9 protein-coding genes are annotated in these 15,760 nt (G+C 36.2%); 5 read left to right on the top strand and 4 right to left on the bottom strand.

The features are described from left to right. Window positions 1–166: 166 nt before the first annotated feature. The gene (locus tag GJ691_RS09160; protein ID WP_154366096.1) at window positions 167–2,353 is read right to left on the bottom strand and encodes a PorP/SprF family type IX secretion system membrane protein; all 2,187 of its coding nucleotides are present in this window, start codon (window positions 2,351–2,353) and stop codon (window positions 167–169) included. A gap of 13 nt (window positions 2,354–2,366) precedes the next feature. Continuing rightward, window positions 2,367–4,622: a T9SS type B sorting domain-containing protein gene (locus GJ691_RS09155; RefSeq protein ID WP_246200152.1), complete on the bottom strand. Its 2,256-nt coding sequence runs from the start codon at window positions 4,620–4,622 to the stop codon at window positions 2,367–2,369. 268 nt (window positions 4,623–4,890) lie between these two features. Here GJ691_RS09155 and GJ691_RS09150 point away from each other — a divergent pair, with 268 nt between their 5' ends. Next, entirely contained in the window at window positions 4,891–6,576 is a 1,686-nt protein-coding gene (locus GJ691_RS09150) for a glutamine--tRNA ligase/YqeY domain fusion protein (RefSeq protein ID WP_154366094.1), read from the top strand. Between the two features lie 250 nt (window positions 6,577–6,826). Here the strand turns inward: GJ691_RS09150 and GJ691_RS09145 are convergent, their stop codons facing one another. Next, window positions 6,827–7,753, bottom strand: a complete 927-nt coding sequence (locus tag GJ691_RS09145) for an SPFH domain-containing protein (RefSeq protein WP_154366092.1) — start codon at window positions 7,751–7,753, stop codon at window positions 6,827–6,829. An 87-nt stretch (window positions 7,754–7,840) separates the two neighbouring features. After that, the gene (gene gltX / locus GJ691_RS09140; protein ID WP_154366090.1) at window positions 7,841–9,346 is read right to left on the bottom strand and encodes a glutamate--tRNA ligase; all 1,506 of its coding nucleotides are present in this window, start codon (window positions 9,344–9,346) and stop codon (window positions 7,841–7,843) included. A gap of 152 nt (window positions 9,347–9,498) precedes the next feature. Between gltX and GJ691_RS09135 the strand changes: the two genes are divergently transcribed. From GJ691_RS09135 to GJ691_RS09120, 4 genes are read left to right on the top strand one after another with little or no spacing between them, the layout of a single operon-like run. Next, window positions 9,499–12,924 (top strand): hypothetical protein, encoded by a 3,426-nt coding sequence (locus GJ691_RS09135; protein ID WP_154366088.1) that lies wholly within the window; start codon window positions 9,499–9,501, stop codon window positions 12,922–12,924. Beyond that, a complete protein-coding gene (gene ybeY, locus GJ691_RS09130; protein WP_154366086.1) occupies window positions 12,917–13,339 on the top strand; it encodes an rRNA maturation RNase YbeY in 423 nt (140 codons plus the stop codon). Before GJ691_RS09135 ends, ybeY begins: the two co-directional genes overlap by 8 nt. A 4-nt stretch (window positions 13,340–13,343) precedes the next feature. Continuing rightward, window positions 13,344–15,212 (top strand): tRNA uridine-5-carboxymethylaminomethyl(34) synthesis enzyme MnmG, encoded by a 1,869-nt coding sequence (gene mnmG, locus GJ691_RS09125; protein WP_154366084.1) that lies wholly within the window; start codon window positions 13,344–13,346, stop codon window positions 15,210–15,212. Beyond that, entirely contained in the window at window positions 15,209–15,685 is a 477-nt protein-coding gene (locus GJ691_RS09120) for a hypothetical protein (RefSeq protein ID WP_154366082.1), read from the top strand. Before mnmG ends, GJ691_RS09120 begins: the two co-directional genes overlap by 4 nt. Window positions 15,686–15,760: the final 75 nt, after the last annotated feature.

The following is a 15,760-nucleotide window of genomic DNA, read 5'->3' as shown; positions in this document are numbered from 1 at the left end:
TTTTTTATTGGTGAATAACAATAGTAGAATGGAAATTTCCCAAAAAGAAAACCTAAAGAATTATTAAAGTTGGTGTTTCTAAAAATAGGATGCTATGGTTTGAACCTTTTAGCAGTTATAATCATACTTCAATTAAACGTAATCAAAAGTTTTATTTTGTTCTGTTTTATGCTATTTGGCTTGGTGTAACACGCATGATCCACATTTTATCATCGTATGAATCATTTAACCTAGTGTAGTAAGATATAAGTGCATTATTCCATGATTGGTGTCTCTTTAGGTAAACATACCTGTAGTTATTTTCTGGATTTATAAAATAACTGGCGTGTAACCCGTATGAGTTCAATAATTTCACAAAACGTTTGGCGTTATTCGGATTGGCAAAAACATTGGCAATTAAATAGTAACCGGAATCTACCCCATTGATTATTTGGGTTTTCGGTTCCAAACCGTTCGCTGCGACCTTATCTTTAACGATTACATTTTGTTGAAGGACATCTGTATTATACCTTTCGGATTTTTCCTTTATCCTATTTGAGTTTTCAACATAGGCTTCGTTGGTATAGCGATTATCAACATTCATGATCCATGTAACACCATCATAGGTGCCATTTACATTGTTGTTATGGGCAGCAACAGCTTCTTGCCAAGTATCATAACGATCTAGGTATACATATTTAAGACCGTTATTGGGATTGTCGATGTAATCGGCAGAAATACCTTTTTGTTCAAGTCCTTCAATGAAACGGTCCATATATACCCCACCTTTATACACATTGGCCACAACATAGTAACCATCTTCTACTCCTTCCAAATCACGGAATTTACGGCTCTTAATGGTCTTTTTGGTAATGTTTTGTGTTGGGGTATTATTTTGAACCCTATCCTTGGCTGATTCAGGTTTTGTAGTATATTTTGTTTCGTTGGAGGCAACAGCATCTTTTGCTCTATTTGGAGTAATCGTATTATTGAATACAGGTTTTTTGTTATCTGTAGATTCAATGGTATTTACCTTATCATTGACAACTGCTATCGTTCTGTCTTTTGAATCATTATTAGACGAATTGGTATATTTCGTATCGTCTCCCTGTACCCTACCATCATTGCTTGCGTTATTGGCCGCTATCTCTATATCCGAATCTTCACCAAGGAACATGGTTCTCGCTTTATCTTCAATATCAGGTCTATTACCGTTCGTTTCATTACGGACCATTCGCATAACCATTTCAAATCGCTTCTGAAGATCGTCTTTACGGTTGGCTTCTAAAGAATCTTGCCTAAACATCAATTCTTCTATAATTGCATCATTTTCCGCTAATTTTCTCTTAAGGTCTTCAAGATCATCCGAGCTTGCCATGGTATCTTCCCTAAAGGGCTCATCAGAATCAACAAGCTCATTGTCTTTTTCCAATAGTACACGGTCCTCGGTTAAATTAGGTGTAAATGAATATGCAAATGATATTTCATGGGTAACTCCAAAATCATCAAAGTTGCTAGACAGACCTTTTTCCATGGTATACCCCAATGAAAGTCGTTTGCTTAAGTTAAAACCAACGCCTGCAGAAGCTCCATAAAAGCTATCGTAGCCACCTTGCACCCAACCTATTTTTGGAAGGTCGAGAATAAGACTACCGCCTAGAACAACATCATCTTCCCCTACTTTCCTTGCACGGGCCAACGGCATTAAACGTCCACTTTCTAGGATACCTGTAGCGTTTTCAAACTCATGGGTATATTGTAAATGACCTGAAAAGGTCTTGTCTTTGAATTCAGTTACCGATTCACTTGTTTTAAGATTATAGTCGAAAAGATTTTCTGCGAACAATCCGAAATCGAACTGCCCATAAGAAATATTGAAACCTGGTTGAAAGGACAAAAGATTACTATCTTGAAGTCCGGCCAAATAAGGATCTTCCTCAACCGTAGTAACACGGTTTTGATCAAACCCACTATTGTAATAGGATACATTTGCACCGAAGGTAAAATTACTTTTATCACTTAATTTAACACCATAGGCGTAATTTGCCAGAACCCCGAAGTTAGATACGGTACCTTCCCGTTGGGAATAAAGACTTAAACCCAAACCGGTTCTGTCACTGATCCTACCACTATAACTTAAAAAGTAATTCTGATTGTTGTCATCAAATTGTACCGATTGGTTTCGGTGTAAAAGATTTATATAAGAAACATCTTCCCTAACTGTTGAAAACGTAGGGTTAATTAAGAATCGGTTATACTTCAATAAGTTCTGCGAAGGAACATCATACGTAACGAATGGTGAGTCTTCTTGGGCACTGACCTTGGTCAATACCATAAAAAGCATGAGTATATATATAAATCTATTCTTGAACATTGTATTAGTTAATTTATCTAATTACAGTTATGGTACCTTGTTTCAAGATTCCCTGGGCATTACGTATTTTGTAATAGAATACCATGTTTTGCTTTGGAAATGCTTGTGAAGAGGATGGCCATGAATTTTTATAATCATATTCATTCAAAAGCTCCTCTCCTTTTTCGTTATAAATGATAACGTTAACGTCTGATTTATTTGAATACGAATTAGGAATTACCCATTGGTCGTTTATACCGTCACCATTTGGACTGATAACATTGGGAATCTTAAAGGTATCTAATAGGGTAACGTTAATTTGTCTAATTATTTCACAGTTATCGATATTTGCGATAAGTGTGTAGGTTCCTTCTTCGGTTACTGTCACTGAAGAAAGGGAACTTAGTTCATTATTTGCGGCATCGTACCAACGGTAAGCGGTACCACCACTTGCAGTAATAGTTCTTGAAGTGCCTTCTGGCAATACAACATCACCTTCAGGGTCTAAAGAGATTAAGGATTCGTCGAGCGATGAAATTGTAATTTCATTGGAGTTCAAAGAACAACCGTTTCTTTCTAAAACCAATCGGTATATGCCAGTGTCGTTTATATCAAATGAACTGTCTGTGGTATTTACCGTAACCCCATCTTTTTGCCACTCAAAGGATTCACTTGTTAGATCGGTAGTGGTACTTAGGGTTACTGTGTCCGATGAACTACAATACACGGCACTAGTACTTTCGATGGTCAAAATTTCAGATGTTAGGAGTTGTACCGGTAATGTATTGCTGGTTGCCGTATAAGTAGAAATGCTTCCATCTACCGAATAATCCCCGTTTTCAGTCGTATCGGTTAAACTGATTGAATTACTGGTGGCTCCGGCTATATTCGATCCGTTCAATTTCCATTGAAAATTAAAATCAGAAAGTATATCAGCTGTTACATCAATAGTGGTTGCATCGGATAAAATAGCATTTATGGTTTGTATTTGAAGTACCATATCGGTTGATTCACAAGCAATATAACTAGAGGCATAATCCGTAATGATCTCAAAAGAATCCGGAACAATAATAGTTGTGGTTTCAGAATTCTTAATGGTACCTGGACAAGTGCCCCCACCTTGGGTTACCTCTACATAATAGGTGCCCTCTTGATTGGTACTGAGGGTAGCATTGGTTTCGCCAGTTATTTCGGTACCATTCCTGTACCATTTGTACGTTGGGGATATGGCAGAGGTGGTAACACTCAAATTTTTCGTTTGGGTTGGTAATAGTACTAGATTCTCTTCATTTTCCCTTGTAACGGTAAAATCATCTGCATTTGAAAATGTAATGGCGGCAGAGCGTTCATTGCATATAGAGCTGGAAGAAATTTCAATTTGATAATCCCCGGCAAAATCGGCATTGTTGGCATCAACGGTATATGTTGATGAGGTGGCCCCGGCAATCTGGACGCCGTCTTTGAACCAAATATAATTCCATGAGGGATCTGTGGTATTGATACTTAATGTTTCCGTTTCGCCGGCACATAGTATATTTTTAGATGGTGGATTAATGAAAATACCTTCACCACCTGAGCCTATGGTAACATCAACAATGTTAGAGTCCGTATTTGCAGAACCCGAACATGCATTACCATAATCAATAATGGCATAGTACATTCCTGAAGTACTAACAGTTAAAGTATGTCCTGTTTCACCGGTAATGGGGCTGCCGCTCATATACCATATATACTGATAGGTATCTGGATTGGCAACATTGTCTACCTGTAGGGTAATAGGCCCTGTTGAACATACCATTCCCGGTGGCACGCCACTGCCATCGTCACTGATATTTATATTATTGGTAACATCCATATAATACATGGCATAAGCGGTAGAGGCGCTACTGGTATAAGCGGGGTCTGTAGACCGAACCCTCATTTTAAAACCATCTCCCCTTGTATCTGTAGGAATAGCGAATTCCGCATCGAATTCTTTTGAAGTATTACTGTTTTGATCACCTACCCTTGTTAATTCAACAGGATTGGTAAAATCACCATCCTTATCGGATAGCTCCAGGATAAATTCATTACCACTATTTGCGGTACCAGCCCAGGATATATTAACATAATACTGGTTAAAACCACCAACACCTGCGCATATGGCGGTCCATGCATCATTACCTGATAAATTTGGATTGTCTGCGGCTTCAGGTGCATTGACAAGAATTTGTGCTGAGAGTTGGTTAAAACCAAATAGCATAAAAGCGATTAGAATAAGACGGGCATGAAAATTTAATGTAGATTTCATAAGTAGTGCTTTTTAAATATCAATAATTTACCGTCTGACTGGGTTGATTTGGGGTTCATTTTTAAGGATTTACAGTTGGGTATGCTGTATTTCCATTTTATTGTGTTAGTATTCAAAAACAAATATTAAACTTATTAACAGTGTAAAAAATATATTGTTGTGCTGCATACTATTTATGTTGTGAAATCCTACTATTTGTATGCTAGGGCATTTAATAGCCTGTAATCCCTGCAATTTTGCTACATTTGCTCTGCTTAAAATAAGTCAGATGAGTGAAGCGTCAAAATCATTGAATTTCATTGAACATATAATAGAGGAGGACCTTAATAACGGTTTTTCAAAGGATAAATTGCGATTTCGTTTTCCGCCAGAGCCAAATGGTTATTTGCATATAGGTCATGCCAGTTCAATTTGTCTCAATTTCGGATTGGGAATACGTTATAATGCTCCGGTTAACTTGAGGTTTGATGATACCAATCCAGTAAAGGAGGAACAAGAGTTTGTAGATGCAATAAAAAGGGATGTTGAATGGTTAGGTTTCCAGTGGGATACCGAACGGTATGCTTCCGATTATTTTCAGCAACTATATGATTGGGCCGTTTTGTTGATTGAAAAAGGAAAGGCATATGTAGACAGTCAATCTTCAGAAGAAATGGCCGATCAAAAAGGCACACCGACCGAACCGGGTTCACCAAGCCCTTATCGTGACCGAACCGTAGAAGAGAATTTAGAGTTGTTCGAATCTATGAAAAGGGGTGATTTTAAGGAGGGTACACATGTACTTCGTGCTAAGATAGACATGTCATCTTCGAATATGCTGATGCGTGATCCCATTATGTATCGAATTCTTCATAAGGCTCACCATAGAACAAATACCGATTGGTGTATTTATCCGATGTATGATTGGACACATGGGGAAAGTGATTATATTGAGCAGGTTTCACATTCAATATGTACATTGGAGTTTTTACCACATCGTGAATTATATGATTGGTTTTTAGACCAAGTTTATGATAAGAAATCGGTAAGGCCCAAACAACGGGAATTTGCAAGACGAAACTTAAGCCATACTATTGTTAGTAAGCGTAAACTGTTGAAGTTGGTAGAGGAAAACGTTGTTAACGGTTGGGATGATCCAAGAATGCCAACGATTTCCGGACTTCGACGTAGGGGATATACTCCAGAGGCCATTCGTAATTTTGCTGATACTATAGGTATAGCCAAAAGGGAAAATTTAATAGATGTTTCTTTACTGGAGTTTCATGTACGTGAACATTTGAACAAGGTGGCACCTAGGGTTATGGGCGTCTTGGATCCTGTGAAAGTTGTTATTACGAATTATCCTGAAAACGAAGAAGAATGGTTAGAAGCTGAGAATAATCCTGAAGATGAAAATGCAGGATCAAGGCAAGTTCCATTTTCTAGGGAAATCTATATTGAAAAGAATGATTTCAGGGAAGAGGCCAATCGTAAGTTTTTTAGATTGAAACTTGGGGGTGAGGTACGGTTGAAAAATGCCTACATCATAAAAGCGGAAAGCTGTACCAAGGATGCAGACGGGAACATTACCGAAATACAATGTACGTATGATCCTAAAAGTAAAAGTGGAAGTGGTTCGGAAGAAAGCCTTCGTAAAGTGAAAGGTACTTTACATTGGGTTTCCATTAAGCATGCTTTGGAGGCCGAGGTTCGTGTATATGATCGTTTGTTCTTGGACGAAAGCCCGGATACCCATAAGGATAAAGATTTTATGGAATTCATAAATCCTGATGCTTTGAAAATAATCAAGGGTTATTTAGAGCCAAGTCTTAAATCAGCTAAAATTGAAGATCGGGTGCAATTTCAAAGATTGGGGTATTTCTGTGTGGATCAAGATTCTACTCCTGAAAAATTGGTTTTTAATAAAACGGTCGGTTTAAGGGACACTTGGGCGAAAATCCAACAGAACAACTAGTATCGATATTCTTGATCAAATATAATATATCAATCGGTATTATCTATTCAAAAAGCCTCTTTTAAATGTGTTCTAAGGCATTTTTTAAAATGGACAATATATGAGATAGGTCTTGTGTTAGAAGTGTTCTTAAATCTTCTTACAATCAAGAATTATGATTTAATGGCCTAAAAAGATACCAATAAGAATATTTTACATAAAAAAACCACTTATAAGCTATAAGTGGTTTTCTTTTTTATTTGAAGAAAATTTATTTTTCTTTTTTGGTGTTCGTCTTTTTCATTTGTTCCCCTATCATGTTACTTGCAGTAAATGAGGCGACCATATTATTCAACATATCACTACCTGCTTGTGGTGAATTCGGAAGAAGGATTAAATTGGTGTTGGTTTCCTCACCGATAGATTGTAACGTATCATAGTGCTGGGTTACGACAATTAGGGCAGAGGCTTCTTGGGAATTTATTCCAACCTTGTTCAAAACCTCAACGGATTCTTCCAAACCTCGTGCGATTTCCCTACGTTGATCTGCAATACCCTGTCCTTGTAATCTTTTACTTTCTGCCTCGGCTTTTGCTTTTTCTACTATAAGGATCCTTGCGGCATCACCTTCGAACTGGGCCGCAATTTTTTCTCGTTCAGAGGCATTAATTCGGTTCATTGCCGCTTTTACCTGGGCATCAGGATCAATATCGGTGACTAAGGTCTTTATGATGTCGTACCCATAGTTGATCATAGCATCCTGTAACTCAGCTTTAACGGCAATGGCTATGTCGTCTTTTTTTACGAAGACATCATCTAATTTCATTTTAGGGACTTCGGCACGAACTACGTCGAATACATAGGATGTAATTTGATCATGGGGATATTCCAATTTATAAAAAGCTTCGTATACTTTTTCTTTGATGACTACATATTGTACAGAGACTTTCAATTTTACAAAAACATCATCCAAAGTTTTGGTTTCGACAATAACATCGAGCTGTTGGATTTTTAACCCAACACGGGCAGCAATACGCTGAACGAACGGTATTTTAAATTGAATACCAGAATGCCGAACACTTGTAAACTTTCCAAAAGTTTCAATGAGAACTGCGGTTTGTTGTTTGACGATAAATATTCCTGAGGCAATGGTTACCAATAAAAAAAGGAATAAGGGAATTAATAGATAGTCACCCATAATACATATGATTTTGTTAGTTAATGAATTTACGAAAAGACTTTTTTATATACGTATGAAAATGTGTTGTTTTGTTACAAGATAGGTTTAAAGTCGGTTTATCGCATTTTCTATTCTATCTATAGTTTCTTTAGAACCTATCATTTCCAGAATATCGAATATGTGGGGACCTTTCATTCCTCCAACGATAATTAAACGAAGGGGAGGCATTACTTTACCAAAAGAAAGTTCTTTGTCGGTAATCCATTGTTTTACTATGGTCTCTATATTTTCGGATGAAAAATCCTTAATATCTTTCAGTACGGATTTTAATTCTGTTAGTATCGACGGAGTGTCTTCTTTCCATTGTTTACGTACCGCTTTTTCATCATAAACCTTTGGCGCTTCAAAAAAGTAGTCACTTAATTCCCAAAAATCAGCGACGAAATCTGCCCGTTCTTTTATTAGTGCCACTACTTTTTCTAGATATGTGATATCGGGAAAAGATACTGGAATTTCACGTTTGGTAAGTTCAGCTGCGAATAAAGTAGCTAATTCTTCATTAGTCTTGTTCTGCAGGTATTGGTGATTATACCATTTGTTTTTTTCTGGATCAAAACGTGCGCCTGATTTGTTCACACGGTCTAAACTAAAGTTAGCTATAAGTTCTTCAAGACTGAATATTTCTTGTTCAGTGCCCGGGTTCCAACCTAATAGGGCTAAAAAGTTAACAACGGCTTCGGGGAAGAAACCTGCTTCACGATAGCCTTTGGATTCATTCCAATTAAGGGGAAATACGGGAAAACCAAGTTTTTCTCCGTCTCGCTTGCTTAATTTACCTTTGCCTACCGGTTTCATGATTAAAGGTAAATGTGCGAATTCCGGTGTTTCCCAATTAAAGGCTTTATATAATAGTTGGTGCAGGGCCAAAGACGGAAGCCATTCCTCACCACGAATTACATGTGTAATTTGCATTAGGTGGTCATCAACTATATTGGCTAGATGATAAGTTGGCATACCATCACTTTTATAAAGCACCTTATCATCTAATATGTTGGTGTCTATTTCAATGTCTCCCCTGATGATATCCTCTAAATGTAATTTTTGATCTTGTGGTGTAAAAAAGCGGATTACGTAGTCTTCACCAGAATCAATCCTCCTTTGGGTTTCCTCTTTACTCAAAGAGAGCGAATTTTTTAATTTTAGACGATTGTGCCAATTATAAATAAAGGTTTTTCCCTTAACTTCATGATCTTTTCTATGGGCATCCAATTCTTCTGCAGTATCGAAGGCATAATAGGCGTGACAATTATTGATTAGGGTTTCGGCGTATTCCTTATAAAGATGCTTTCTTTCACTTTGACGGTAGGGACCATAACCTTTGTCTTTTCCAGGGCCTTCATCAAAAGATAACCCACACCACTGCAAGGAATCTATAATATATTTTTCTGCACCGTCTACGTATCTGTTTTGATCGGTATCCTCTATACGTAGTATAAAATCACCTTTATGCTGTTTGGCGAACAAATAATTGAAAAGGGCGGTTCGTACACCACCGATATGTAAAGGCCCGGTTGGACTTGGAGCAAATCTAACTCTTACTTTCTTACTCATATAATCGTTTCTATTTTAGCAAAGATAGGGGATCAGCGGCATGAACCAAAGGAAGAATTATAGTGATAGATACGTTATGGAGGGGTGTTTTAACAAGATTTTGATGTTGAAGTACAAGAGATCATTTATCTTGGTATAAAATACGTTATATTTTGAAGGCTTACGATGACATAATTGATAAATTAAATCACTTCACTAGAAAGTATTATTCTAAGATGTTGATTAAAGGAATTCTTCTTTTTTTAACACTAGGAATGATTTTGTCTTTTTTTATCGTTGGAATCGAATATCTTCTTTGGTTGGGCAATACATGGAGAATGTTACTTTTCTTTTGTCTACTGTTGTTAACACTGGTGCTCTTTTATAAATTTATTGTAGTCCCAATACTATTTTTATTTAGGTTAAAAAGAGGACTAACATATAAAGAAGCTTCACGGCTTATTGGTGCTCATTTTCCAGATGTTGCTGATAAATTGTACAATCTTTTCGATCTTACCGAAAGTAAATACCAATCGGAATTATTACTAGCTAGTATTGAACAACGTAGTAATGATTTAGGCAATATACCTTTCGTCAAGGCTATAGATTATATGGATATTTTTAAATATGCACGCTATCTGTTGATTCCGATTCTTGTTTTTATAGCTATTTATATTTCAGGTAACTTGAACTCTTTTTTTAGTTCTTATAATAGGGTACTCAATTATGACGTGGCCTATGCACCCCCAGCTCCATTTACGTTTCATTTGCTTAATAATGACTTGAAGGCTTTGGAGGATAAATCGTATACGATTCAGGTTACTACTCTTGGAAGTGTTCGTCCGGACGTTGCATACATTGATATTAATGGTAAGGAGTTAATTCTTCAAAAAGAAGATGATATATTCTCTTATACTTTTTCCCCGCCACTTCAAGATTCGTATTTTCAATTTGTATCTGGTAATATAAAGTCAGAAAAATATCAATTAGAGGTTGTAGATATACCTTCGATACAGAGTTTTGAAATGAAATTGGTTTTTCCTGGGTATCTAAAAAGGGAAAACGAGATTTTAAGGAGTACCGGTAGTGCATTTGTACCTGAAGGAACAGAAGTCACATGGAATATTAAAGGGGAAAATACGGGTGCAATACATCTGGTAGATAAAGATACCGTATGGAATTTTTCTGAAAATTCTAGAACATTTACTTTATCAAAATCTATTCTATTTTCATATGATTACCAAATTACCGCTTCAAATGACAATGTAAAGGATTATGAAAAATTGGATTATAGCTTTACGGTTATCAAAGATGCCTTTCCGACTATAAAAGTTCAACAAGTTTTGGATTCACTTAATCCTAACACTTCATACTATGTTGGGGAATCAACTGATGATTACGGATTACGTTCTATTACATTAGTGTGTTATGATATTGAACAACCTGAAAGTAAACAGGTTATAAATTTGCTTAAACCCAATTCAAACTATAGTCAATTTTATTACACCTTCCCATCAGGATTGGTTGTCAATGAGAATGTTGATTATGAATTTTATTTTCAAGCTAATGATAATGATGGAATTAATGGAAGTAAGGGGGTTAAAAGTAAAATATTCAGAAGTAGGTTGTTCAATGAAAATGAATTGATAAATAAAGATCTTCAGATCCGTGAAGCTATTATTAAGAATATGGATCGTTCGTTGGATAAACTTGCGGAACAGGATAAAGAATTGGATAAAATTAATAGGGCACAGAAGGAAAAGAAAGAATTGAACTTCAATGATCAAAATGAGATTAAGAACTTCTTAAAGAAACAAAAGGTTCAGGAAGAACTAATGCAGAATTATAGCAAACAGCTTCAAGAGAGCTTAAAGAAAACAGATAATGAAGATGAAAATAGTAAATTATTGCAAGAACGGTTGGAAAGACAGGAGATTGAAGCAAGAAAAAATGAAAAACTCCTAGATGAGCTTAATAAAATTGCTGATAAAATAGATAAGGAAGAATTAAGTAAACGATTAGATGAACTAGGGAAAAAGCAACAAAATAGTAAACGAAATTTAGAACAACTTCTAGAATTGACCAAGAGATATTATGTAACTGAAAAGGTTGCGCAAATGGCTAATGAATTAAAAAAGCTTGCAGAAAAGCAAGAATTATTAGCTAACAAACCGAAGACAAAAGAAGATAGTAAAGATCAGGAAAAACTCAATGAAGATTTTGACGATTTTACAAAGGAATTTAAAGAATTACAAAAGGATAATGATCGGTTAAAAAAACCTATTGATTTGAATTATGATTCTAAAAAAGAAGAAGCTATTAAAGAAGATCAAAAATCAATAGTACAGGATTTTAATAAAACGCAATCTTTAGATTCTAATAAAGATGAACAGGATTCTAAATCAAACTTGGATAAAATCGGTAAAAAACAAAAATCTGCTTCTGATAAAATGAAGGAAATGGCAGAGAAATTAGAAAGCTCGGCTTCTGATGGGGGAGGTTCTACAATTACAGAAGATGCTGAAATGCTTAGGCAAATACTCGATAATCTTGTGATATTTTCTTTTAATCAAGAAGAATTGTTCGACGACTTGGAAGAAACTGATCTAGATGTTGCAAATTTTTCAAAATCGGTTAGGGACCAAAAGGAATTACGGAGCTTGTTTGAGCATGTTGATGATAGTCTTTTCGCTTTGTCTTTGAGAAGGGCTGAACTTTCTGAGTATGTTAACGAGCAGATAACGGAGGTTTATTACAACATAGACAAATCATTAGAGAGTATTGCGGATAATCAAATGTACCAGGGTGTATCTTATCAAAAATATGTTTTGAATGCTAGTAATGGCTTAGCGGATTTTCTTGCCAATATTTTGGATAATATGCAGCAAAGTATGCAGGCCGGTTCAGGTTCAGGCAAAGGTGAACCAGGTTTTCAATTACCTGATATAATAAAGGGTCAAGGAGATTTAAAAGAAAAAATCGAGGGTATGGGAGATGACAAAAGTGGACAGGCCCAAGGCGAAGGACAAGAACAAAAAGGGGAAAATGGTGAAAATGGTCAAAAAGGTGAAGGGGAAGAAGGAAATGCAGGTGGTGATACTAAGGGCAAAGGCGATAAAAAGAACGCTAGAGGCAAAGATGATACTAATGGCAATGAAGGGGTTAACGGAATTGGTGAGGAAGAACTTAAAGAAATATACGAGATATATAAACAACAGCAAATGCTCCGTAATCAATTGGAGGATGAACTAAAGGAGATGATAGATTCGGATGAAAGGAAACTAGGCGAAAAGTTGATAAAACAAATGGAAGATTTTGAGAACGATTTGCTTGAAAACGGTATCACCAAACGTACAGTAAGTAAAGTTAATAATATAGAACACGAGTTATTGAAATTGGAAAACGCGACTTTATCTAAAGGCCGAAAATCGGAGCGGGAAAGTAGCACCAATCTAAATTTATTTAGGAATCCAATTTTGTCCAAGCCTGCAATACTTGATGGATACAAAAACAACATTGAAATATTAAATAGGCAAGCGTTACCTTTGCGTCAAAATTATCAAATTAAAGTTAAAGATTATTTTGAACGGAATGATTGAATTTTTTTATGAACTTGATTTTGGATTGGATAAAGAAGAATATTATATCCATTGGTTAAATAGGGTTTTAGTTTCAGAAGGTTTCGTGTTGGGTGATTTAAATTATATTTTTTGTGATGATACCTATTTACTGGAAATCAACAAGAAGTACTTATATCATGATACATTTACTGATATTATAACTTTTGATTATACCGAGAGTAATGTTCTTAATGGGGATATTTTTATATCCATTGAAAGGGTTAGGGAGAATGCAGGTAAGTTTAAGAAAGATTTCGACAATGAACTTTTACGGGTTATGTCTCATGGCATTTTGCATCTGATGGATTATAATGATAAAACACAGGAGGAGGTTTTGGTGATGAGAGAAAAGGAAGAAGAAAAAATTAAAATGTTCCACGTGGAACAATTATAGAATTATGTTTGGAGAAGTATACGATGTTATTGTTGTAGGTGGTGGTCATGCCGGGGCAGAAGCTGCGGCTGCAGCTGCTAATATGGGTTCAAAAACCCTACTGGCAACAATGAATTTGCAAACTATTGGGCAAATGAGTTGTAATCCTGCTATGGGCGGTATAGCAAAAGGACAAATTGTAAGGGAGATCGATGCGCTTGGCGGTTATTCAGGTATCATAACCGACAAATCTGCCATTCAATTTAAGATGTTGAACAAATCCAAAGGACCGGCGATGTGGAGTCCTAGGGCGCAAAGTGATAGAATGCGTTTTGCTGAAGAATGGAGATTGGCATTGGAAAGAACATCTAATGTTGATTTCTACCAGGAAATGATCAGTGGTTTAATTATACAAAATCATAAAGTAGTCGGTGTAAAGACTTCCCTTGGAATCGAAATCAAAGCAAAATCAGTTGTATTGACCAATGGAACTTTTTTAAACGGTTTAATACATATTGGAGATAAACAATTTGGTGGGGGAAGAGCAGGTGAAAAAGCTGCAACAGGGATTACTGAACAGTTGACCACCTTGGGTTTTGAAAGTGGTAGAATGAAAACTGGGACACCACCAAGGGTTGATGGGCGTTCATTGGATTATTCTAAAATGATCGTTCAACCTGGGGATAAAATTCCTGAAAAATTTTCTTATTTAGATACGCCTGTTCTTACCAAACAGAGGGATTGTCATATGAGTCACACCAGTGAACAAGTACATGATTTGTTACGTGAGGGATTTGATAGATCCCCTATGTTCAATGGTAGGATTAAAAGTATTGGTCCGCGATATTGTCCATCAATAGAAGATAAAATAAATCGTTTCGCGGATAAGGATAGTCATCAATTATTTGTTGAACCGGAAGGGTGGGATACCGTAGAGGTTTATGTAAATGGCTTTTCTACTTCCTTACCTGAAGACGTGCAATTTAAAGCTTTACGTTCCGTAGTTGGATTCGAGAATGTCAAGTTCTTTAGACCTGGATATGCTATAGAGTATGATTATTTTCCACCTACCCAATTGAAGCATACTTTAGAAACAAAATTGGTGGAAAACCTTTATTTTGCCGGTCAAATAAATGGCACAACTGGTTATGAGGAGGCTGCTTCCCAAGGTTTGATGGCTGGTGTAAATGCACATTTAAAGATTAATGGCAAGGATCCTTTTATCTTAAAACGTGATGAGGCGTATATAGGGGTTCTTATAGATGATCTGATTACTAAAGGCACGGAAGAACCCTATCGCATGTTCACATCAAGGGCGGAATACAGAACGCTCTTACGACAAGATAATGCAGATTTGAGATTAACTCCTAAAGGTTTTGAGATTGGATTGGCAGATAAAAGTAGGATGGAACGTATGGAAGAGAAGGAAAGAAAATCAGCTGATTTCGTTTCTTTTTTCAAGAATACGAGTGTACTTCCAGAAGATATTAATCCTATATTGGATAGTGTTGATTCTGCTTTGGTAAAGCAATCGGATAAAATGTTCAAAGCTTTTTCTAGGCCAAAGGTAACCATGGATCACATGTTACAATTATCATCAGTTGCCCAATTTGTTGAACAAAATAATTTAGGTCGTGAGGAAATGGAACAAGCAGAAATCCAAATTAAATATGCGGGCTATATAGAAAAAGAGAAGAATAATGCCGATAAATTGCACCGTTTGGAAAATGTCAAAATCCCTGAAAATTTCGACTATTCAAAACTTAAATCCTTGTCGTTTGAAGCCCGCGAGAAATTAGAGCGCATTAAGCCGGTAACCATTTCACAAGCTTCTCGAATCAGCGGAGTTTCACCTTCCGATATAAGTGTCCTTTTGGTTTATATGGGGCGATGATACGATCACTTTTTTTCAAACAAAAAAAACCACAGACCATTGTTGTTTTGGGAATTGTAACGCTACTGCTTGGGTTATTTATGTCTTTTGACGACATAGGTACATTAAGTCAAAGTTTTGCGTTAATGTTTATTTCAATGGTGCTGTTGGGGTATTCAATTTCATTTGAAATTCGTCAGGATTTTAAAAATTATAAGCACTATAGATTATTGGGTTTTACTATTTTTAAAAGTAAGCTAAAGATTTCCTTTCCAGATTATTTGATTGTGTTCTCTGCACGACATAAACAAGGTACGGAATGGGGTTCTGTTGCTGCTTTGGGCAAACAACGTTCCGGGGATGATTTTGTAGTACGATTTTTTAAAGGGGTATCGCATTTTACATTATTCAGAACTAATTCTTATCAATTGGCCAAGGATAGGGCTATGGAGTTGTCTGAATTTCTTGGGGTGGAAATTAAAGGAAAAATTTGAATTGTTCCACGTGGAACATCATACGCGAACCGCTTCATTATAGAATCTATTGTATTGATTTTCCCCTAATATTTT

Origin of the sequence: Maribacter luteus, assembly GCF_009674825.1 — a bacterium.
Lineage (GTDB): Bacteria > Bacteroidota > Bacteroidia > Flavobacteriales > Flavobacteriaceae > Maribacter_A > Maribacter_A luteus.
Note: the sequence above shows the minus strand (reverse complement) of the source record. Positions and strands in the feature narration are given on the sequence as shown.

What these genes read in the sequence shown, in the direction of transcription:
- GJ691_RS09160 (WP_154366096.1), bottom strand. Translation starts at nt 2,353, where the DNA reads ATGTTCAAGAATAGATTTATATATATACTCATGCTTTTTATGGTATTG.
- GJ691_RS09155 (WP_246200152.1), bottom strand. Translation starts at nt 4,622, where the DNA reads ATGAAATCTACATTAAATTTTCATGCCCGTCTTATTCTAATCGCTTTT.
- GJ691_RS09150 (WP_154366094.1), top strand. Translation starts at nt 4,891, where the DNA reads ATGAGTGAAGCGTCAAAATCATTGAATTTCATTGAACATATAATAGAG.
- GJ691_RS09145 (WP_154366092.1), bottom strand. Translation starts at nt 7,753, where the DNA reads ATGGGTGACTATCTATTAATTCCCTTATTCCTTTTTTTATTGGTAACC.
- gltX (WP_154366090.1), bottom strand. Translation starts at nt 9,346, where the DNA reads ATGAGTAAGAAAGTAAGAGTTAGATTTGCTCCAAGTCCAACCGGGCCT.
- ybeY (WP_154366086.1), top strand. Translation starts at nt 12,917, where the DNA reads ATGATTGAATTTTTTTATGAACTTGATTTTGGATTGGATAAAGAAGAA.
- mnmG (WP_154366084.1), top strand. Translation starts at nt 13,344, where the DNA reads ATGTTTGGAGAAGTATACGATGTTATTGTTGTAGGTGGTGGTCATGCC.
- GJ691_RS09120 (WP_154366082.1), top strand. Translation starts at nt 15,209, where the DNA reads ATGATACGATCACTTTTTTTCAAACAAAAAAAACCACAGACCATTGTT.